Origin of the sequence: Streptomyces sp. NBC_01012 (assembly GCF_045162755.1) — a bacterium.
Lineage (GTDB): Bacteria > Actinomycetota > Actinomycetes > Streptomycetales > Streptomycetaceae > Streptomyces.
On the sequence record NZ_CP108688.1, the window covers coordinates 6653071 to 6673262 of the forward strand.

The 20192-nt window shown below is 71.7% G+C and carries 18 protein-coding genes and 1 tRNA gene; 14 read left to right on the plus strand and 5 right to left on the minus strand.

What is annotated here, in order from left to right:
- Window positions 1–43: 43 nt before the first annotated feature.
- The gene (locus OG623_RS29780) at window positions 44–592 is read left to right on the plus strand and encodes a hypothetical protein (RefSeq protein ID WP_406152070.1); all 549 of its coding nucleotides are present in this window, start codon (window positions 44–46) and stop codon (window positions 590–592) included.
- A gap of 35 nt (window positions 593–627) precedes the next feature.
- On the opposite strand, the gene OG623_RS29785 is transcribed toward OG623_RS29780, so the two are convergent.
- On the minus strand, window positions 628–3060 hold the full coding sequence (locus tag OG623_RS29785) for an SCO7613 C-terminal domain-containing membrane protein (RefSeq protein ID WP_406150656.1): 2433 nt from the start codon (window positions 3058–3060) through the stop codon (window positions 628–630).
- A 115-nt stretch (window positions 3061–3175) separates the two neighbouring features.
- Here OG623_RS29785 and OG623_RS29790 point away from each other — a divergent pair.
- Window positions 3176–3247 (plus strand) — tRNA-Val (locus tag OG623_RS29790).
- Window positions 3248–3308: 61 nt separating this feature from the next.
- Here the strand turns inward: OG623_RS29790 and OG623_RS29795 are convergent.
- On the minus strand, window positions 3309–4034 hold the full coding sequence (locus OG623_RS29795) for an exonuclease domain-containing protein (RefSeq protein ID WP_406150657.1): 726 nt from the start codon (window positions 4032–4034) through the stop codon (window positions 3309–3311).
- A 192-nt stretch (window positions 4035–4226) separates the two neighbouring features.
- Between OG623_RS29795 and thrS the strand changes: the two genes are divergently transcribed.
- Complete coding sequence (thrS, locus tag OG623_RS29800) at window positions 4227–6203, plus strand: threonine--tRNA ligase (protein WP_406150658.1); 1977 nt, start codon at window positions 4227–4229, stop codon at window positions 6201–6203.
- Between the two features lie 56 nt (window positions 6204–6259).
- Here the strand turns inward: thrS and OG623_RS29805 are convergent, their stop codons facing one another.
- Window positions 6260–6937, minus strand: coding sequence for a potassium channel family protein (locus OG623_RS29805; RefSeq protein WP_406150659.1), 678 nt, complete (start codon window positions 6935–6937; stop codon window positions 6260–6262).
- A 66-nt stretch (window positions 6938–7003) separates the two neighbouring features.
- On the opposite strand from OG623_RS29805, the gene OG623_RS29810 reads away from it, so the two are divergent.
- Entirely contained in the window at window positions 7004–7576 is a 573-nt protein-coding gene (locus OG623_RS29810) for an HIT domain-containing protein (protein WP_362890307.1), read from the plus strand.
- 24 nt (window positions 7577–7600) lie between these two features.
- Here OG623_RS29810 and OG623_RS29815 read toward each other — a convergent pair whose 3' ends face one another.
- Entirely contained in the window at window positions 7601–9271 is a 1671-nt protein-coding gene (locus OG623_RS29815; RefSeq protein ID WP_406150660.1) for a hypothetical protein, read from the minus strand.
- 149 nt (window positions 9272–9420) lie between these two features.
- Entirely contained in the window at window positions 9421–11655 is a 2235-nt protein-coding gene (locus tag OG623_RS29820) for an elongation factor G-like protein EF-G2 (protein WP_406150661.1), read from the minus strand.
- A 273-nt stretch (window positions 11656–11928) separates the two neighbouring features.
- Here OG623_RS29820 and pgsA point away from each other — a divergent pair, with 273 nt between their 5' ends.
- The 10 genes from pgsA to ruvB all read left to right on the plus strand — a co-directional run bounded on the left by pgsA (window position 11929) and on the right by ruvB (window position 20156).
- Window positions 11929–12612 carry a phosphatidylinositol phosphate synthase gene (gene pgsA, locus OG623_RS29825; RefSeq protein ID WP_406150662.1) on the plus strand — a complete coding sequence of 228 codons (684 nt, stop codon included), beginning with the start codon at window positions 11929–11931 and terminating at the stop codon, window positions 12610–12612.
- Complete coding sequence (locus OG623_RS29830) at window positions 12609–13532, plus strand: phosphatidylinositol mannoside acyltransferase (RefSeq protein WP_406150663.1); 924 nt, start codon at window positions 12609–12611, stop codon at window positions 13530–13532. Before pgsA ends, OG623_RS29830 begins: the two co-directional genes overlap by 4 nt.
- Window positions 13529–14689, plus strand: coding sequence for a glycosyltransferase family 4 protein (locus OG623_RS29835; RefSeq protein ID WP_406150664.1), 1161 nt, complete (start codon window positions 13529–13531; stop codon window positions 14687–14689). Before OG623_RS29830 ends, OG623_RS29835 begins: the two co-directional genes overlap by 4 nt.
- A gap of 38 nt (window positions 14690–14727) precedes the next feature.
- Entirely contained in the window at window positions 14728–15273 is a 546-nt protein-coding gene (locus OG623_RS29840; protein WP_406150665.1) for a hypothetical protein, read from the plus strand.
- A 166-nt stretch (window positions 15274–15439) separates the two neighbouring features.
- Window positions 15440–16360 carry a pyridoxal 5'-phosphate synthase lyase subunit PdxS gene (gene pdxS / locus OG623_RS29845; protein ID WP_406150666.1) on the plus strand — a complete coding sequence of 307 codons (921 nt, stop codon included), beginning with the start codon at window positions 15440–15442 and terminating at the stop codon, window positions 16358–16360.
- Window positions 16361–16366: 6 nt separating this feature from the next.
- On the plus strand, window positions 16367–16960 hold the full coding sequence (gene pdxT, locus OG623_RS29850) for a pyridoxal 5'-phosphate synthase glutaminase subunit PdxT (RefSeq protein ID WP_406150667.1): 594 nt from the start codon (window positions 16367–16369) through the stop codon (window positions 16958–16960).
- Between the two features lie 61 nt (window positions 16961–17021).
- Window positions 17022–17774 carry a YebC/PmpR family DNA-binding transcriptional regulator gene (locus tag OG623_RS29855; RefSeq protein WP_406150668.1) on the plus strand — a complete coding sequence of 251 codons (753 nt, stop codon included), beginning with the start codon at window positions 17022–17024 and terminating at the stop codon, window positions 17772–17774.
- A 113-nt stretch (window positions 17775–17887) separates the two neighbouring features.
- Entirely contained in the window at window positions 17888–18421 is a 534-nt protein-coding gene (gene ruvC, locus OG623_RS29860; RefSeq protein WP_406150669.1) for a crossover junction endodeoxyribonuclease RuvC, read from the plus strand.
- Window positions 18418–19044 carry a Holliday junction branch migration protein RuvA gene (gene ruvA, locus OG623_RS29865; RefSeq protein WP_406150670.1) on the plus strand — a complete coding sequence of 209 codons (627 nt, stop codon included), beginning with the start codon at window positions 18418–18420 and terminating at the stop codon, window positions 19042–19044. Before ruvC ends, ruvA begins: the two co-directional genes overlap by 4 nt.
- Before the next feature lie 11 nt (window positions 19045–19055).
- Entirely contained in the window at window positions 19056–20156 is a 1101-nt protein-coding gene (ruvB, locus tag OG623_RS29870) for a Holliday junction branch migration DNA helicase RuvB (RefSeq protein WP_406150672.1), read from the plus strand.
- Window positions 20157–20192: the final 36 nt, after the last annotated feature.

Genomic DNA, 20192 nt, shown 5'->3' on the forward strand with positions numbered 1-20192 from the left:
CGTGGCCACCAGGAACCCCGCGCGGGCCGGGCGTTCACGCGTCATGGAACGCTTCGCCCTGTTCTCCGAGTGTCTGCTCGTCGGTGTGTGGATCGCCGTCGCCGCGCTGCCCCTGGTCACCTTCCCCGCCGCCTTCGCCGCGGGGACCCGGCATCTGCGCCGCTACCTGGACGGTCAGCGGGGCGGCCTGCGGGAGTTCGCGGTCGACGCCCGGGCCGCCGTCCGCGGCGGATGGCTCGTCGGCGTGACCGTGTGGGCCGCCGCCGGACTGCTCCTGCTGGACCTCGCGGCCGTACGCGCCGGGCTGCCCGGAGGCTCCTTCGTGGGCGCCGTCGGCATCCTCGCCATGATCGGTCTCCTGGTCGCCGTGGTACGCGCCGCCTCCTGCTGGGAGCCCGGCGCCTCCTGGCGCGCCCTCCTGCCCGAGGCGGGCCGCGACACGGTACGCGACCCGGCCGGCTCCCTCCTGCTCGTCTGCGGGATGGCCGTCGTCGTGCTGTCCGGCGCCCTGGTGCTGCCGCTGGCCGTCCCCGTCGTCGGGGCCCTCGCCGCCGCGGCCACCGCGGTGCGGGCCCGCGAGCTCTCCCGCTGAGCCGTCTCATGGACGCGGACGTCGGCGTCGGCGCCTCAGCGCATCCGGCCGAAGCTCGCCCGCACCCGGCGTGCGTCGCGCAGCCGCTGCTCGTACGTCGCACCGACCGCGAGCAGCAGCAGCCCGGCGAGCGCGGGGGGCGCCCAGCGGGGGAGTGCGTCGAACACCTGCACCACATGCGGGGCCAGCTCGTGCAGGCCGTCCAGCGCCAGGACCGCACCGCCCACCACCAGCGGGGCCTGAAGCCTCAGACGGGCGCCCGCCAGTGTGACGGCCAGCGCCGCCACGCCCAGCAGCAGAGGCCGCAGCCAGCCGGCATCGGTCCAGGCGACCACGAGGCTCGGCACCATCGTCGTCGCGAGCGCGGGACCGTACGCCACCCAGGAGGACGCGTCCGGGTCCCTGCGGCCGCGCGCGTACCCCACCGCGAGCGCCGCCGCGGACACCGGCAGTGTGTAGGCCTCGGGGGCCGTCACCCCGGAGGCCGTCAGCCGGACCCACGCCGCCGCGACGAACAGCGCCGCAGCCGCGCCCCCTGCCGTCCGCCGGCGCTCCGGGCGCAGCGCGGTTGCCCCGGCCAGCACCCCGCACAGCCCCAGGACCAGAGACAGGAACGGCCCGTCCGTCACCGCGAGTGCCACGGCGACCAGCGCGGCGAACACCCCCGCGAGCTCCACCGACGCCGCCACCACCGGCTCACCCGCACGCGCCCCGAGCAGCACCGTCGCCGCCGTCACCACCAGCACCAGCGGGGCGGTGTGCGGGGCGCTCCAGCCCAGCGACGCCCCGACCGCACAGCTGACGGCGATGGCGCAGGGCACCGAGGCGCAGACGAGCACCGAGCGCACCGCCGGCACCCCGGACAGCGCCGCCGAGGCACCGAACAGCACCATCAGCGTCCCCGACACCCCATACGTCGCGGGCTCGGAAGCCAGCCCGAGCATTCCCACGCTCACGCCTCCCACCAGCGCACACACCAGGCACGTCAGCGCGACCGCGCCGGCCGCCCGGCGCACCACGAGCGCCAGCAGCACCGCGATCAGCAGCAGCTCCACGCCCACGGCCGTGGCGTACGGAGCGTCCACCTCGGCGAGCAGCACCGGCACCGCCCCCCAGCCCAGGACAAGACCGCCGGCCGCCGCCGCGACGCGCCATCCCCTCTCCGGCAGCACGCGCGGCCACCTCCTGTGCAGCGCGGCCGACAGACCGGCCGCCACCGCGAGCACCACCGGGGCGGAAGCCGACCCCGCCCACGGCATCGACGGACCCAGCGCGCCCCGAAGACCCGCCGGCGCCCCCGACCACACCTCAGGCATCACGGACACAGGGCCCAGCAGCGCGGCCGCGAGAACGGGCGCCGCCCACAGCACCGCGCCCGCCACGACCGCCGCCGAGGCGGCCAGCACCCCCCGCACCACCGGCTGCGGGACCCGGAGCGACAGCACCACCGTCAGGGCCGCACCGCACAGCAGGTGGACCACCACCGCCCAGGCCCACGGCAGTTGCGCGCCCGGCACGCCGCCCACCGCCGCCACCGCGGCGAGGCCCGCCACCGCGCTCCCGATGACGGCGAACTCCTTCGGAGCACGCCACGCCCCGGCGAGCGCCACCGCCGCACCGGCGAGCAGCAACGCGCCCGGTTCCAGGGCCCCGCGCGCACCGTCGGCCGACAGGGACAGCGCCAGAGCCAGGCCCAGCGCGATCAGCCCCGTCAGCCACGCCCCGGCGCACGCCGTGACCCGTACCGCGAGCCCCCGGCCCCGCGAGGCCACCGCGACGTCCACCGCGGCCGTCGCCAGGAGCGCCCAGCCGAAGCCGGTCGCGGACGCCCCGGTGGCCCAGGCCGTCAGGACCGGCGTCAGCTGCCCCGCCACCACCGCCGCGGGCAGCGGCACCCGCAGCCCACCGAGCAGCAGCCCGTACGCGGTCCACCCCGCCGCAAGTACCGCCGACGCGGCCGCCGAGAACACGAGCCCGTCCGTCCCGGGAGCCGCGACCGCGTGCAGCGCGACCGCGTCCAGCACCGTCAGGACCAGGGCCAGAACGGCCACCGCCTCAGCGGTCGACGGCAGCGAACGGCGCAGCAGCGGCACGGGCGCCGCCAGCGCGCCCGCGGTCACCGCGGCCAGCACCGCCGAACGGCCCGTGATGCCCATCTCGCCCCAGCTGAACAGGGTGAAGGCGACAGCCGCGACCGTCAGCAGCAGACCACCGAGGACCAGCAGCACATTCTGCGTACCCCGCGCGGGCGCCGCCGTGGGGCGGGGGCCGACAGGGGCGTACGGCGGTGCGGGGGTGTACGGCCGGGCGGCGGGCGTCGCAGGAGGCGGCGGCGCGGCCACCGGCGCGCGCAGCACGCCCAGCAGCCAGGCACGGCGGTTCAGCAGCTGGAGCCGACGGGCGTCCAGCCGGACCAGTTCGCGATCGAGGAGGGCCAATTCCTCGGCGGGTGGCGGCACATGTCTCATGTACGGGAGTGTGGCCGCCGCCACACCCGCGTACATGCGTTCCCCTACTCAGTTCCGCGACTGAGTAGCGGTTTGAACGCAGAGCGCCGAGCCCTGTATGGTTCAACCCGTTCCCGGGCGATTAGCTCAGTGGGAGAGCGCTTCGTTCACACCGAAGAGGTCACTGGTTCGAACCCAGTATCGCCCACCCGGGAAAAGCCGGTCCGTCAGTCACGTCGACGGACCGGCTTTCGCGTACCCGGCGCCGGTCAGGCCGCCGCGGGGAGCTTCGGACGCAACGGCCACGCCGGGTCCACCGGCCCAGGTGTGTCGCTCTTCTCGAACCACGCCTGGAGTCCCCGCGCCTGGTCCGCGTGCCACACGGCCTGGAGCGCGTGCACCTCGGCCGCCGACAGCCGCTCCAGCCGGGCGGCGAACCGCCGCCCCACCGCCCGCACCAGTTCGAGCGACGCCGCCGCGCCGGCCGCCGCGTCGTGCCCGCCGTCCGGCGTCACGCCGTACACCTCGCACAGGTCCGCCGGGGTGCGCGGCCCCTTGCGGTAGCGGTCCAGATGCTTGTCGAGCACCCGTGGGTCCAGCACATGCAGCGGCTGGTCCCGCAGACAGCCGGCCAGGGACGACGCCCGGTGGCGCCTGAGCTCCCTGTCCAGCAGGGTCAGACCGAACGGCGCGTTCATCACGGCCAGCGGCCGTCCCGTCGCGCTCTGTTCCGCCAGAGCCCGTGCTATCTCCTCGACGACCGGTGCGGGCCACCGGCCGTTGCGCTGGAGATGGTCGTCGGTCAGGCCATGGATCCCGGTCGCGCCCGGCGGCACCGGAATCCCCGGACTGACCAGCCAGCGGGTGACGCGGATCCGTCCCCCTGTCGTGTCCTGGACGACGAGGGCGGCCGACACGATCCGGTCCTCCTCGGCGTCCGGCCCTGTCGTCCCGATGTCAAAAGCGGCCAACGGCCCGTCGAACCAATGGATCATCCCCGAACTCCTCGCGCCTGCACGGCAGATGACGGGATTCCTCTGCCCGGTTCGGTGATACCCGCGAGCCGTGTCCGGTACGCCGCCCGGACCGGTCCGCGGTATCCCTTTCGCGTCCGGGGCCCCCGGCTCGGTACGATTCCTCTTGCGCGCCAGTGGAGAGCGACGCACCCCCTCAGTCAGGAGAGACCGGTGTCAGACGTCCGTGTGATCATCCAACGCGATTCCGAGCGGGAAGAGCACGTGGTGACGACGGGCACGACGGCCGCCGAGCTCTTCCCCGGGCAGCGCACCGTCGTCGCCGCGCGGGTCGACGGCGAGCTGCGGGACCTCGCGTACGCGCTCAAGGACGGCGAGGTCGTCGAGCCCGTCGAGATCTCGTCCGAGGACGGCCTGAACATCCTGCGGCACTCCACCGCCCATGTGATGGCGCAGGCCGTGCAGGAGCTGCACCCCGAGGCCAAGCTGGGCATCGGCCCGCCGGTCAAGGACGGCTTCTACTACGACTTCGACGTCGAGAAGCCGTTCACGCCCGAGGATCTCAAGGCCATCGAGAAGAAGATGCAGGAGATCCAGAAGCGGGGCCAGAGGTTCTCCCGCCGGGTGGTCACCGACGACGACGCCCGCGAGGAGCTCGCCGACGAGCCGTACAAGCTGGAGCTCATCGGCATCAAGGGCTCCGCGTCCTCGGACGACGGCGCGGACGTCGAGGTGGGCGGCGGCGAGCTGACCATCTACGACAACCTCGACGCCAAGACCGGCGAGCTGTGCTGGAAGGACCTCTGCCGGGGCCCGCACCTGCCCACCACCCGCTACATCCCCGCGTTCAAGCTGATGCGGAACGCCGCGGCGTACTGGCGGGGCAGTGAGAAGAACCCGATGCTCCAGCGCATCTACGGCACCGCCTGGCCCACCAAGGACGAGCTCAAGGCACATCTGACGTTCCTGGAGGAGGCCGCCAAGCGCGACCACCGCAAGCTCGGCAGCGAGCTCGACCTCTTCTCCTTCCCCGACGAGATCGGCCCGGGTCTCGCGGTGTTCCACCCCAAGGGCGGCGTCATCCGCCGGGCCATGGAGGACTACTCGCGGCGCCGCCACGAGGAGGAGGGCTACGAGTTCGTCTACTCGCCGCACGCCACCAAGGGCAAGCTCTTCGAGAAGTCCGGCCACCTGGACTGGTACGCCGACGGCATGTACCCGCCCATGCAGCTCGACGACGGGGTGGACTACTACCTCAAGCCGATGAACTGCCCGATGCACAACCTGATCTTCGACGCGCGCGGCCGTTCGTACCGTGAACTGCCGCTGCGCCTCTTCGAGTTCGGCACGGTCTACCGGTACGAGAAGTCGGGTGTCGTCCATGGCCTGACCCGCTCGCGCGGCTTCACCCAGGACGACGCGCACATCTACTGCACCCGTGAGCAGATGGCCGAGGAGCTGGACCGGACGCTCACCTTCGTCCTGAACCTGCTCCGCGACTACGGTCTGACCGACTTCTACCTGGAGCTCTCCACCAAGGACCCGGAGAAGTTCGTCGGCTCGGACGAGGCCTGGGAAGAGGCTACGGCGACGCTGCAGCAGGTCGCCGAGAAGCAGGGACTGCCGCTGGTCCCCGACCCGGGCGGCGCCGCCTTCTACGGGCCGAAGATCTCGGTGCAGTGCAAGGACGCCATCGGGCGTACCTGGCAGATGTCGACCGTGCAGCTCGACTTCAACCTGCCGGAGCGCTTCGACCTGGAGTACACGGGCCCGGACGGCACCAAGCAGCGCCCGGTCATGATCCACCGCGCGCTGTTCGGCTCCATCGAGCGCTTCTTCGCGGTGCTCCTGGAGCACTACGCGGGCGCGTTCCCGGTGTGGCTCGCCCCCGTCCAGGCGGTCGGCATCCCGATCGGCGACACCCACATCCCCTACCTCCAGGAGTTCGCCGCCGAGGCGCGGAAGAAGGGGCTGCGGGTCGAGGTGGACGCCTCGTCCGACCGGATGCAGAAGAAGATCCGCAACCACCAGAAGGCCAAGGTCCCGTTCATGGTCATCGTCGGTGACGACGACATGAACGCCGGCACGGTGTCCTTCCGCTACCGCGACGGCTCGCAGGAGAACGGCATCGCCCGTGACGAGGCGATCGCCAAGCTCGCCGACGTGGTGGAGCGACGCGTACAGGTGTGATCACCGCGCCATGAGGCCGGTGACCCCATGAGGCCGGTGAGGAGGCCCCCGGAGAGCTACTCGCTCTCCGGGGGCCTCTTGTCCTCCTGCCGGGCGAACGTCTGCACCAGCCAGGACGAGAACGACCCCGTCACCGCCCCCAGCAGCGCAAGACCGCACGCCATCAGCCCTGCCGCGATCACCCGGCCCAGCAGCGTCACCGGCACCGCGTCGCCGTAGCCGACCGTGGTCAGCGTCGCGCAGGCCCACCACAGCGCGTCGCCGAACGTACGGATGGTGGAGTCCGGGACGCCGCGCTCCTGCTGGTACACCGCCAGCGAGGCGGAGAAGCCCAGCAGCAGCGCCGATGTGCCGGCGTACGCCATGACCCGGGCGTGCAGGCTGAGCCGTGGCCGCTCCCGGTGCAGCTGGACCCGGGTGTAGAGCTGGACCACGCGCAGGGGGCGCAGCGGCGGGAGCAGGAGGATGAGGGTGTCCAGCCAGTGGGTGCGGACGAAGCGCCGGCCCTGCCCGCTGAGATGCAGCCGCACGCCGTAGTCCGCGGCGAAGAGGAGCCAGGTGACGCCGACCAGGACGAGGGTGATGTCACGCCAGGGTTCGGTGGGGCGCGGCACCAGGACGTGCACCGCGTAGCCGGCGAGATAGACCAGGGACGCGAGGAGGAGCGGCATCTCCGTGCGGTGTTCCCAGCCCGCGAGCCGGGGCGGGACGGGGGCGGTGGGACGGTCGCTCATGGCGCCAGCATCGCCGTGGGCGGACGGGCTCGCCCCCGGCGACACGCGCGGCGGGGGTGACGCAATATGCTGGCGGGCATGACGAGTGAGCCGGAACAGCAGATCGGAGTGGGGACGCCCGACGCGTTCCAGCGCCTGTGGACGCCCCACCGGATGGCCTATATCCAGGGTGAGAGCAAGCCGAGCGGCCCGGGAGCCGGGGACGGCTGTCCGTTCTGCGAGATTCCGTCGAAGTCCGACGTGGACGGGCTCATCGTCGCCCGGGGCGAGCGGGTCTACGCCGTGCTCAATCTGTACCCGTACAACGGCGGGCATCTGATGGTCGTGCCGTACCGGCACGTGGCCGACTACACGGAGCTCGACGGCGCGGAGACCGCGGAGCTGGCCGACTTCACCAAGCGGGCCATGGTCGCGCTGCGGGCGGCGTCCGGGGCGCACGGCTTCAACATCGGGATGAACCAGGGTGCCGAGGCGGGCGCGGGCATCGCCGCGCACCTCCACCAGCATGTGGTGCCGCGCTGGGGCGGGGACACCAACTTCATGCCGGTGGTCGGGCACACCAAGGTGCTCCCGCAGCTGCTGGGGGACACCCGGGCGATGCTGGCCGGTGTGTGGCCGGCCGAGCCGTCGTCCGTCTGAGCGGGGTCTTTGCCCCGGGCGGGCTCACGCGTCGTAGACGTCGGCCTTCTTCGGGGCGGGGTCCTGGACCATGCCGCTGAGGATCATGGAGCGGTTGTCGAAGCGCTCGATGTCGACGCCGTGCTCCTTGAGTACCCGCATCGTCGCCGAGTGCACGACGCGCAGGACCGGGGTCGCCGTCCGCATGGCGTCGTCGGCCATGAAGCGGTGGCCCCACGGCTTGTCCGCCCAGGCGTGCCGCAGGCCGAACGGCTCGGGCAGCACGATCTTGCCGCCCAGGTAGTCGAGCAGCGGCGGATACCAGGTGAAGGGGGCACGCAGGGCGAGCCTCACGACCTCGCTCGCCTTGACGACGGGGAGGCTGACCGTGCGGGTCTCCCAGAATCTGACCGCCTTCTTGACGGTCTTGGTCGGGGCCTCCGGCTTGCTGAGGAAGAGGGAGTGGACGGGACCGAGCGCGTGTCCGGTGACCTCGATGCGCAGCGTCTCGTGGAGCACGGTGACCGTGATCAGCATCGTGATCACCAGCTGGCCGTCCCAGAGGGTGAACTGGACGCCCAGATAGTGCCGGTTGCCGCTGCCGAACTGCTGGTGGTTGCAGATGCGCTGTATCTCGTGGGGCTTGATCTGGAAGGTGGCGACGTCCTCGCCCTCGGGGCGTGAGACGGAGCCCGCGTTCTCGCCGACGGGGGAGACGATCCAGTGCTTCACGGACGGTGTGGGGAAGCCGCCGGTGTTCAGCGGGCCGCGCTCCAGCAGCTTCAGCTGGTCGTGGATGGCGCGTACGACGTCCCAGCTGCGGAACTGGTGGATCTCCTTGGCCGGGTCCTCGGGTACGAGCTCCTCGGCGAGCTGCCAGCTGCCCCAGCGGGTGCCCATGCCGAGGATGCCCTTGGGGCCCGCGTAGAAGACGGCGTTGGACTGCTGCTCGGCGGAGAGCTTCTCCAGGCCTTGGCGCAGGGCCTCGCGTGCGGTCTCGTTGGGGTTCCTGGGCGCGGCCTCGGGGATCTTCGCGCTGACGCCCCCGCCGGAGAGAAGCCCGTCCCAGCGGGCGCGCAGGTCCTTGACCGAGGACTCGGCGGTGCGCTTGGCGAGCATCCAGCCGATCAGCGGGGCGATGGCGGCGGCGCGGAGGTAGAGGGCCGGGAAGCCGGTGAGCGGCATGACGATCAGGAAGATCGCGACGACGACGCCGAACACCACGAGCAGGACGCCGCCCAGCGCCTGGAAGACCTTGTCCTTGGACTTGTTGAGGAAGTCGCGCAGCCGGAAGGCGAGGACCCAGAGGATCAGGCCGGGCAGGAAGGCGAAGCCGAAGACGGCGGTGATCAGGGTCAGCCGGGTGTCGCGTGCCTTGCGCAGCCCGTTCGCGGACAGGCAGTGCTCGACGACGGTCTGCGGGTCGGTGCCGAAGGACTGGATGAGCGCGCCCCGGCCGCCGCCGAGCATGCGTTCCTGGACGGCCCTGGAGTACGCCTCGCCCAGATTCGGCTTGAAGTAGTCGGACTTGAACAGCTTGGACAGGCCCGGTTTCACCTCGGACTTGTGCCACTCGCTGTTGGCCTTGAGGATCTCCGTCGCATCGCTGTCACGGTATGCGGCGGAGGCGAGGGCGTTGGTCGCCACCGCCTGTCCTCCGGAGCCCGCCAGCGGGATCTGTGCTCCGGGAGAGAAATCGAATACGTCGTCGGCCACTGTCGCCCCCACTCGCCCCGCACGGTCTGCTCCTGCGGCTGTTCCCAACTACCGTACGTCGCACACCTGCTGAGCTGGGACACCACAGGGTATCGCCCGGACGCGGCGTCCGCCCGCCCTTGACGCGGAGGCGGGCGGAACGCGCCACCTCAGATCGGCTGGCCGACCTTTGCGGCGGTATCGGGTGTTTCGCCCAGGCGGTCGGCGAGTTGGGGCGGCATCGGTTCGTGCCGGGCGTACGCCCGGTCGAAGCGTCCGGTGCCGTGCGTCAGGGAGCGGAGGTCGACGGTGTACCTGCCGATCTCGATCTCCGGCACCTCGGCCCGCACCAACGTGCGGTCCCCGGTCGCCTGTTCCGTTCCGACGACCCGTCCGCGCCGTCCCGCGAGATCGCTCATGACGGCACCCACGTAGTCGTCCGGGATCAGGACGCCGACCTCCGCGACGGGTTCGAGCAGCTGGACACGGGTGTCGGCCGCGGCCTCGCGGAGCGCCAGCGCGCCCGCGGTCTGGAAGGCGGCGTCGGAGGAGTCCACCGAGTGCGCCTTCCCGTCGAGCAGGGTCACACGTATGTCGACGAGCGGGTTCCCGGTCGCCACACCGCGGGCCGCCTGGGCGCGTACCCCCTTCTCGACGGAGGCGACGAACTGCCGCGGCACCGAGCCGCCGACCACCTTGTCGACGAATTCGATGCCCGACCCCGCCGGCAGCGGCTCGACCTCGATCTCGCAGATGGCGTACTGGCCGTGGCCGCCGGACTGCTTGACGTTCCGGCCGCGAGCGAGTGCCCGGGAGGCGAAGGTCTCGCGCAGCGGCACACGATGGGGTTCGGCGTCGACCTGCACGCCGTACCTGCTGCGCAGGCGCTCCAGAGCGACGTCCGTGTGTGCCTCGCCCATGCACCACAGGACAACCTGGTGGGTGTCCTGGTTCTGTTCGAGGCGCATGGTCGGATCCTCGGCGACCAGGCGTGCCAGGCCCTGCGAGAGCTTGTCCTCGTCGGCCTTGCTGTGGGCGTGCACCGCCAGCGGGAGCAGCGGGTCGGGCAGGGACCACGGCTCCATCAGCAGCGGGGCGCCGTTGCCCGAGAGGGTGTCGCCGGTCTCCGCGCCGCCCAGCTTGGACACACAGGCCAGGTCCCCGGCGATGCAGCTGTCCAGCGGGCGCTGCTGTTTGCCGAAGGGCGCGGAGAGGGGGCCGACCCGTACGTTCGCCTCGTGGCAGGGGCGGGCCACCCCGCCGGGCTCGGTGAGTCCGTGGCCGCAGACGTGCACGGTGTCGTCGGGGCGCAGGGTGCCGGAGAAGACGCGGACCAGGGAGACCCGTCCCACGTACGGGTCGGACGAGGTCTTCACGACCTCGGCGACCAGGGGCGCCGCCGGATCGCAGACGGGAGCGGGGCGCGGGGCGCCGTCCGGGGTGGTGACGGCGGGCAGCGCGCGCTCCCCCGGGGAGGGGAATCCGCGGGTGATCAGATCGAGGAGCTCCATGGTGCCGATGCCCTGGCGGGCGCCTTCGGCCGCGGGCGCGGCGGTGAGGACGGGATGGAAGGCCCCTCGTGCGACGGCGCGTTCCAGGTCGTCGATCAAGGTCGTGACGCCGACCTCACCGCCCGAGAGGTAGCGGTCCATCAGGGTCTCGTCCTCGCTCTCGGCGATGATCCCCTCGATGAGCCGGCCACGGGCCTCCTGGAGCGGTTCCCGCTGGTCACCGGTCGGGGGGACCTCCTGCCTCTCCCCCGACGAGTAGTCGAAGATCCGCTCGGTGAGGAGTCCGGTGAGCCCGGTGAGCGGGGCGTGTCCGTCCGGGCTCTCGGGTCCCTGCACCGGCAGGTGGAGGGGGAGGACGGCGTCGGGGTCGTCGTGCCCGAAGATCCGGCCGCAGATCCGTGTCATCTCGTCGAAGGACGTCCGCGCGGTGTCCAGGTGCGTGACGACGATCGCCCGAGGCATCCCGACGGCCGCGCACTCCTCCCAGACCGCGCGGGTGGTGCCCGCGACCGCGTCCGCCTCCTGGGCGGCCGAGACGACGAAGAGGGCCGCGTCCGCCGCGCGCAGACCTGCCCTGAGCTCCCCGACGAAGTCCGCGTAGCCGGGGGTGTCCAGCAGATTGATCTTGTAGCCGTCCCATTCGACGGGGACCAGCGAGAGCTGTACGGAGCGGTGCCGGCGCTGTTCGATCTCGTCGTGGTCGGAGACGGTGGCGCCGTCCTCGACACGGCCGGCCCGGTTCAGCGCCCCGGCCGTCAGCGCGAGTGCCTCGACCAGCGTGGTCTTGCCCGAGCCGCTGTGGCCGACCAGCACCACGTTCCGTACGGAAGCGGGCCGGTCGGCCGTCGCCGCCCTGCCGGCGGCTCCGGTGTGCGTATGTGTCCTGTCGCCCATGATGCGTGCCTCCCGATCGGTTGGCGCGGTGCCGCAAGAGCTGGGGAGTGGATGCACGGGCAGGGCGGAGCCGCGGCGGCTCCGGCGACGCCCGCGGTCATTCGAGCTTTTCACCCGTGCCGGAAGCCGTCCATACGTCACACACGGCCGGGCATGACTTCCTGGACATCCGGCGGGACGGGGTGCCCCGCCACCCCGCGCCGTGGCTCGTGACTACGATGGGCCAGCCGATGGCCGAAAGGGCCCCGGCGGACACCGAACCTCGGGAAGGCCATGCTGAACAAGTACGCGCGTGCATTTTTTACGCGTGTCCTCACACCGTTCGCCGCTCTGCTGCTCCGCCTCGGGGTCAGCCCCGACGCGGTCACCCTGATCGGCACGGCCGGAGTGATGGCAGGTGCGCTGGTCTTCTTCCCGATGGGGGAGTTCTTCTGGGGCACGATCGTGATCACGATCTTCGTCTTCTCGGACCTGGTCGACGGCAACATGGCCCGGCAGGCCGGGATCTCCAGCCGGTGGGGCGCGTTCCTGGACTCGACGCTGGACCGGGTGGCGGACGGCGCGGTCTTCGCCGGGTTCGCCCTCTGGTACGCGGGCAGCGGTGACAACGACATGATGTGCGCCGTCGCCATCTTCTGCCTGGCCAGCGGTCAGGTGGTCTCGTACACGAAGGCGCGGGGCGAGTCGATCGGCCTGCCGGTCGCGGTCAACGGACTGGTGGAGCGGGCCGAGCGGCTCGTGATCTCGCTGGTGGCCGCCGGCCTCGCGGGACTGCACGGCTTCGGGGTGCCCGGCATCCAGATCCTGCTCCCGATCGCGCTGTGGGTCGTCGCCGCGGGCAGCCTGGTGACGCTGGTCCAGCGGGTGGTGACCGTGCGCAGGGAGTCGGCCGAGGCCGACGCCGCCGCGGCAGCCCAGGGCGGCACGGCGGAACAGGGGAGCGAGGCCGCGCAGTGAGCGGCACCGGGTCCGGCCTCAAGGACCGGCTGACCGACGGGCTCTACGGTCTCGGCTGGGGCGCGGTCAAGAAGCTCCCCGAGCCGGCCGCGGCCGCGCTCTTCCGCACCCTGGCCGACCAGGTGTGGAAGCGGCGCGGGAAGTCCGTGCTGCGGCTCGAGTCCAACCTCGCCCGGGTGGTGCCCGAGGCGGACGCCGCCCGGCTCGCCGAGCTGTCGAAGGCCGGTATGCGCTCGTACATGCGCTACTGGATGGAGTCCTTCCGGCTGCCGACCTGGACCCCGGAGCGGATCAGGGCCTCCATCGACGTGCAGGACTCCCACCGGCTCACCGAGGCGCTGGACACCGGCCGTGGAGTCGTCCTCGCACTGCCGCACCTGGGGAACTGGGACCTGGCGGGCGCATGGGTGACCACCGACCTGAAGGTGCCGTTCACGACCGTCGCCGAGCGGCTCAAGCCCGAGACGCTCTACGACCGGTTCGTGGCCTACCGCGAGAGCCTGGGCATGGAGGTCCTGCCGCACAGCGGAGGCGCCGCGTTCGGGACCCTGGCCAGACGGCTGCGCGCGGGCGGTCTCGTCTGCCTCGTCGCCGACCGCGATCTGTGGGCCTCCGGTGTCGAGGTGAGCTTCTTCGGCGACACCGCGCGCATGCCCGCAGGACCCGCGCTGCTGGCCCAGCAGACGGGCGCCCTGCTGCTGCCCGTCACCCTCTGGTACGACGGCACGCCCGTGATGGGCGCCCGGGTCCATCCCCCCGTCGACGTACCCGAGTCAGGTACCCGTGCGGAGAAGACGTCCTCCATGACACAGGCGCTGGCAGATGCCTTCGCCTCCGGGATCGGCGAACACCCCGAGGACTGGCACATGCTGCAGCGGCTCTGGCTCTCCGATCTGGACCCCCAGGGGGAAGCTCCGTGAAGATCGGCATCGTCTGCCCGTACTCCTGGGACGTTCCGGGCGGGGTGCAGTTCCACATCCGTGACCTGGCCGAGCACCTGATCCGCGTCGGCCACGACGTCTCGGTGCTCGCGCCCGCCGACGACGAGACGCCCCTTCCGCCGTACGTCGTCTCCGCGGGCCGTGCCGTGCCCGTCCGCTACAACGGCTCGGTCGCCCGGCTGAACTTCGGGTTCCTGTCCGCGGCGCGCGTCAGGCGCTGGCTGAACGACGGCACCTTCGACGTCATCCACATCCACGAGCCCACCTCGCCCTCACTGGGCCTGCTCACCTGCTGGGCGGCGCAGGGGCCGATCGTGGCGACCTTCCACACCTCCAACCCGCGCTCCAGGGCCATGATCGCGGCATATCCGATCCTCCAGCCGGCGCTGGAGAAGATCAGCGCACGCATCGCGGTGAGCGAGTACGCCCGGCGCACCCTGGTCGAGCATCTCGGCGGGGACGCCGTGGTCATCCCCAACGGCGTCGATGTGGACTTCTTCGCCCGCGCCGAGCCGAAGGCCGAGTGGCAGGGCGGGACGCTCGGCTTCATCGGGCGCATCGACGAGCCGCGCAAGGGGCTGCCCGTCCTGATGAAGGCACTCCCCGCGATCCTCGCCGCCCGTCCGGAGACCCGGCTCCTGGTCGCGGGGCGCGGTGACGAGGAGGAGGCCGTCGCCTCGCTGCCCGAAGAGATGCGCTCACGCGTCGAGTTCCTCGGCATGGTGAGCGACGAGGACAAGGCACGCCTGCTGCGCAGCGTCGATGTGTACGTCGCGCCGAACACCGGAGGCGAGAGCTTCGGCATCATCCTGGTCGAGGCGCTGTCGGCCGGTGCGCCCGTGCTCGCCAGTGACCTGGACGCGTTCGCGCAGGTGCTCGACCAGGGCACCGCGGGCGATCTGTTCGCCAATGAGGACGCGGACGCGCTGGCCACGGCCGCGATCCGGCTGCTGGGCGACCCGGAGCGGCGCGCGGGGCTGCGGGAGCGTGGCAGCGCGCATGTGCGCCGCTTCGACTGGGCGACGGTCGGCGCCGACATCCTGGCGGTGTACGAGACGGTGACCGACGGGGCGGCCGCCGTGGACACCGACGAACGCACGGGGCTGCGCGCGCGCTTCGGTCTCGCGAGGGACTGAGCGCGGCCGGTGCCTCCACGACGGTAGCCTTGCCGCCCGTGATCGAAATCCTCGTATGGACCGTCGTCGCGCTCTTCGCGATCGGCCTGTATCTCAGCTGGACCGCCGGGCGGCTCGACCGCCTCCACGCCCGTATCGACGCGGCCAGGGCGGCGCTCGACGCCCAACTCCTGCGCCGCGCCTCGGTCACCCAGGAACTCGCCACGTCCGGGGTCCTGGATCCCGCCGCGTCGATGGTGCTCTACGAGTCCGCGCACGCGGCGCGGCAGGCGGAGGAGGAGCAGCGCGAGGTCGCCGAGAGCGAGCTGAGCTCCGCCCTGCGGGCGGTGTTCGGCGAGACAGCACAGGTCGAGGCCGTGAAGGAGTTCCCGGGCGGTGAGGACACGGCGAAGGAACTGGCCGCCGCCGTACGCCGTGTACCGATGGCACGCCGCTTCCACAACGACGCGGTGCGTGCCGCCCGCGCACTGCGCAGACACCGCACGGTGCGGGTGTTCCGGCTCGCCGGGCATGCCTCGTTCCCGCTGGCGTTCGAGATGGACGACGCGCCGCCGGTCGCCCTCGCGGACCGGCCCGGCAGCTGAGAGCGGGCCCGGCACGGCGGCCGGGAGGAGTGCGGAGCGGTCCACGGGGTGTTCATTGGCCCTTGCTGTGGACTGCTCCAGGAGCGTTTGCTCGGATCTGCACCGCTGCTCGGATCCGCACCGTGCAACGCCTTTCCACTCCCGTTCCACTCCAGTGAGGTCATCCGTGTCCACGCTTCCCAGCACCCCGCAGTCCGCCGAGACCCCGGCCACCGGCACCGCCCGCGTCAAGCGCGGCATGGCCGAGCAGCTCAAGGGCGGCGTGATCATGGACGTCGTCAACGCCGAGCAGGCGAAGATCGCCGAGGACGCGGGCGCCGTGGCCGTGATGGCCCTGGAGCGGGTGCCGGCCGACATCCGCAAGGACGGCGGCGTGGCCCGGATGTCGGACCCCGACATGATCGAGGAGATCATCGCGGCCGTCTCCGTCCCCGTCATGGCCAAGTCCCGCATCGGCCACTTCGTCGAGGCCCAGGTGCTCCAGTCCCTCGGCGTCGACTACATCGACGAGTCCGAGGTCCTCACCCCGGCCGACGAGGTCAACCACAGCGACAAGTTCGCGTTCACCACCCCCTTCGTCTGCGGCGCCACCAACCTGGGCGAGGCCCTGCGGCGGATCGCCGAGGGCGCGGCGATGATCCGTTCGAAGGGCGAGGCGGGCACCGGCAACGTCGTCGAGGCCGTCCGGCACCTGCGCCAGATCAAGAACGAGATCGCCCGGCTGCGCGGCTACGACACCAACGAGCTGTACGCCGCGGCCAAGGACCTCCGCGCCCCCTACGAGCTGGTCAAGGAGGTCTCCGAGCTCGGCCGGCTGCCCGTCGTGCTCTTCTCCGCCGGCGGTGTGGCCACCCCCGCGGACGCGGCGCTGATGCGTCAGCTCGGCGCCGAGGGCGTCTTCGTGGGCTCCGGCATCTTCAAGTCGGGCGACCCGGCCAGGCGCGCGGCCGCCATCGTCAAGGCCACCACCTTCTTCGACGACCCGAAGATCGTCGCGGACGCCTCCCGCAGCCTCGGCGAGGCCATGGTCGGCATCAACTGCGACACGCTGCCCGAGGGCGAGCGCTACGCCAACCGCGGCTGGTAGTCACCGATGACCGACACCCCTGTCATCGGCGTCCTGGCCCTCCAGGGCGACGTACGGGAACATCTGGCGGCCCTGGCCTCGGCGGACGCCGTGGCCAGGCCGGTCAGGCGGCCCGATGAGCTCGCCGAGGTCGACGGGCTCGTCGTACCCGGTGGTGAGTCCACCACGATGTCCAAGCTGGCCGTGCTCTTCGGCATGCTGGAGCCCCTGCGCGAGCGGGTCGCCGCCGGGATGCCGGTCTACGGCACCTGCGCCGGGATGATCCTGCTCGCCGACAAGATCCTCGATCCCCGGTCCGGCCAGGAGACGGTCGGCGGCATCGACATGATCGTGCGCCGTAACGCCTTCGGACGGCAGAACGAGTCCTTCGAGGCGGCCGTGGACGTCGACGGTGTGCCCGGCGGACCCGTCGAAGGGGTCTTCATCAGGGCCCCCTGGGTGGAGTCGGTCGGCGCCCGCGTGGAGGTCGTCGCGACGCACGGCGGGCATATCGTGGGCGTACGCCAGGGAAACGCCCTGGCGACGTCCTTCCACCCGGAACTGACCGGGGACCACCGGGTGCACGCACTCTTCACCGATATGGTGCGCGCCGTGGCCTGATGCGATCCCGGTAGGATCTCTCGGGTTCGGATCGATTTTGGTGACGCGAAGGAGAAGGCAGATGTCCGGCCACTCTAAATGGGCTACGACGAAGCACAAGAAGGCCGTGATCGACGCCAAACGCGGCAAGCTCTTCGCGAAGATGATCAAGAACATCGAGGTCGCGGCCCGTACGGGCGGTGCCGACGTGTCCGGTAACCCGACCCTCTTCGACGCCATCCAGAAGGCGAAGAAGAGCTCGGTCCCCAACAAGAACATCGACTCCGCGGTCAAGCGCGGCGCCGGTCTCGAGGCCGGTGGCGCCGACTACGAGACGATCATGTACGAGGGTTACGGACCGAACGGCGTCGCGGTGCTCATCGAGTGCCTCACCGACAACCGCAACCGTGCCGCGTCCGACGTCCGCGTCGCCATGACCCGCAACGGCGGTTCCATGGCCGACCCGGGCTCCGTCTCGTACCTCTTCAACCGCAAGGGTGTCGTGATCGTCCCCAAGGGCGAGCTGGGCGAGGACGACGTGCTCGGCGCCGTGCTCGACGCGGGCGCCGAGGAGGTCAACGACCTCGGTGACACCTACGAGGTGCTCAGCGAGGCCACTGACATGGTCGCGGTCCGCACCGCGCTGCAGGAGGCCGGCATCGACTACGACTCGGCCGAGGCCAACTTCGTCCCGACGATGCAGGTCGAGCTCGAGGAAGAAGGCGCCCGCAAGATCTTCAAGCTCATCGACGCGCTGGAGGACAGCGACGACGTGCAGAACGTCTTCGCCAACTTCGACGTCTCCGACGAGGTCATGGAGAAAGTCGACGCCTGAGGCGCAGCGACCGGGAACGGGCCGACGGGACACACCCCGTCGGCCCGTCGCATTGTCAGTGGAAGCCGATAGCCTGCAGGAACAGTTGACCGAGCGGCGGAGGGGGCCCATTCATGCGGGTGTTGGGCGTGGACCCGGGGCTGACCCGGTGCGGCGTCGGAGTCGTCGAGGGAGTCGCCGGCCGGCCGCTCACCATGGTCGGCGTCGGCGTCGTGCGGACCCCGCCCGACGCGGAGCTCGGCCACCGGCTGGTCGCCATCGAGCAGGGCATCGAGCGGTGGCTCGACGAACACCGGCCCGAATACGTCGCCGTGGAGCGGGTGTTCAGCCAGCACAACGTGCGTACGGTGATGGGCACGGCGCAGGCCAGCGCCGTCGCCATGCTCTGCGCATCGCGCCGTGGCATCCCCGTAGCCCTGCACACCCCGAGCGAGGTCAAGGCCGCCGTCACCGGCTCGGGCCGCGCCGACAAGGCACAGGTCGGGGCGATGGTGACCCGGCTGCTGCGGCTCGACGCACCGCCGAAGCCCGCCGACGCCGCCGACGCACTGGCCCTCGCCATCTGCCACATCTGGCGCGCGCCCGCGCAGAACCGACTGCAACGGGCCGTCGCCGCCCACCGCACGCTGAAAGGCCGTACCGCATGATCGCCTTCGTCTCAGGCCCGGTGGCCGCCCTCGGCCCGGCCACGGCCGTGATCGAGGTCGGCGGTATCGGCATGGCCGTCCAGTGCACCCCGGACACCCTCACCGGGCTGCGGATCGGCAAGGAGGCCAGACTGGCGACGTCCCTGGTCGTCAGGGAGGACTCGCTCACCCTGTACGGCTTCGCGGACGACGACGCGCGGCAGGTCTTCGAGCTGCTCCAGACCGCCAGCGGGGTGGGCCCCAGGCTCGCCCAGGCGATGCTCGCCACGCACAGCCCCGACGCCCTGCGCATCGCCGTGGCCACCGGTGACGAGAAGGCACTCACCGCCGTGTCGGGCATCGGCAAGAAAGGCGCCCAGAAGCTCCTCCTCGAGCTCAAGGACCGGCTCGGCGAACCGGTCGGCGCGCACATCGGGCAGCAGGGCATCGGCGCCGCCGTCAGCAGTTCCTGGCGGGACCAGCTGACGGCCGCCCTGATCGGCCTCGGCTACGCCACCCGCGAGGCCGACGAGGCCGTGACGGCGGTGGCACCGCAGGCCGAGGCGGCCGTGGCCGACGGCGGACAGGCCCCCGTGCCGCAGCTGCTGCGCGCCGCCCTGCAGACACTCAACCGCGCACGCTGAGAGCTGACGAGATGAACTGGGACGAGACCGGACCCGACACCGGCGAGCTCACCGACCTCACCGACATGGGCGAGCGGCTCGACGACCGCTTGGTGGACGCGGGGGCTGACGGCGAGGACACCGCGGTCGAGGCCGCCCTGCGCCCGAAGGACCTTCGCGAATTCGTCGGCCAGGAGACGGTGCGCGAACAGCTCGACCTGGTCCTGCGGGCCGCCCGCGTCCGCGGTGCCACCGCCGACCACGTGCTGCTCAGCGGTGCTCCCGGCCTGGGCAAGACCACCCTCTCCATGATCATCGCGGCCGAGATGGGCGCGCCGATCCGGATCACATCGGGCCCCGCCATCCAGCACGCCGGCGACCTCGCGGCGATCCTGTCCTCGCTCCAGGAGGGCGAGGTCCTCTTCCTCGACGAGATCCACCGCATGTCGCGGCCCGCCGAGGAGATGCTCTACATGGCGATGGAGGACTTCCGGGTCGACGTCATCGTCGGCAAGGGCCCGGGCGCCACGGCCATCCCGCTGGAACTGCCTCCGTTCACCCTCGTCGGCGCCACCACCAGGGCAGGACTGCTGCCGCCCCCGCTGCGGGACCGCTTCGGCTTCACCGGCCACATGGAGTTCTACGCCCCCACCGAGCTGGAGCGGGTCATCCACCGCTCGGCCGGCCTGCTCGACGTCGCCATAGACACGGCGGGCGCCGCCGAGATCGCCGGACGCTCCCGGGGCACGCCCCGTATCGCGAACCGGCTGCTGCGCCGTGTCCGGGACTATGCCCAGGTCAAGGCCGAGGGTGCGATCGACCGCGACATCGCAGCGGCGGCCCTCCGGGTGTACGAGGTCGACGCCAGGGGCCTCGACCGGCTGGACCGCGCGGTCCTCGGCGCCCTGCTGAAGCTCTTCGGCGGAGGCCCCGTCGGGCTCTCCACCCTCGCGGTGGCCGTGGGGGAGGAGCGCGAGACCGTCGAGGAGGTCGCCGAGCCCTTCCTCGTGCGGGAAGGACTGCTCGCGAGGACCCCGCGGGGCCGGGTCGCCACGCCCGCCGCATGGGCGCACCTGGGGCTCGTACCTCCGCAGCAGGGCACAAAGGGACAACAGGGCCTGTTCGGGGCGTGATACACCACGGGTTGGCCAGCAGGGGAACCAGGGTGC

Coding starts and splice junctions, on each gene's coding strand:
- ruvA (WP_406150670.1), top strand. CDS start 18,418: ATGATCGCCTTCGTCTCAGGCCCGGTGGCCGCCCTCGGCCCGGCCACG.
- pdxT (WP_406150667.1), top strand. CDS start 16,367: ATGACCGACACCCCTGTCATCGGCGTCCTGGCCCTCCAGGGCGACGTA.
- ruvC (WP_406150669.1), top strand. CDS start 17,888: ATGCGGGTGTTGGGCGTGGACCCGGGGCTGACCCGGTGCGGCGTCGGA.
- OG623_RS29795 (WP_406150657.1), bottom strand. CDS start 4,034: ATGATCCATTGGTTCGACGGGCCGTTGGCCGCTTTTGACATCGGGACG.
- OG623_RS29780 (WP_406152070.1), top strand. CDS start 44: ATGGAACGCTTCGCCCTGTTCTCCGAGTGTCTGCTCGTCGGTGTGTGG.
- OG623_RS29785 (WP_406150656.1), bottom strand. CDS start 3,060: ATGAGACATGTGCCGCCACCCGCCGAGGAATTGGCCCTCCTCGATCGC.
- OG623_RS29855 (WP_406150668.1), top strand. CDS start 17,022: ATGTCCGGCCACTCTAAATGGGCTACGACGAAGCACAAGAAGGCCGTG.
- OG623_RS29820 (WP_406150661.1), bottom strand. CDS start 11,655: ATGGGCGACAGGACACATACGCACACCGGAGCCGCCGGCAGGGCGGCG.
- OG623_RS29805 (WP_406150659.1), bottom strand. CDS start 6,937: ATGAGCGACCGTCCCACCGCCCCCGTCCCGCCCCGGCTCGCGGGCTGG.
- pgsA (WP_406150662.1), top strand. CDS start 11,929: ATGCTGAACAAGTACGCGCGTGCATTTTTTACGCGTGTCCTCACACCG.
- OG623_RS29810 (WP_362890307.1), top strand. CDS start 7,004: ATGCTGGCGGGCATGACGAGTGAGCCGGAACAGCAGATCGGAGTGGGG.
- ruvB (WP_406150672.1), top strand. CDS start 19,056: ATGAACTGGGACGAGACCGGACCCGACACCGGCGAGCTCACCGACCTC.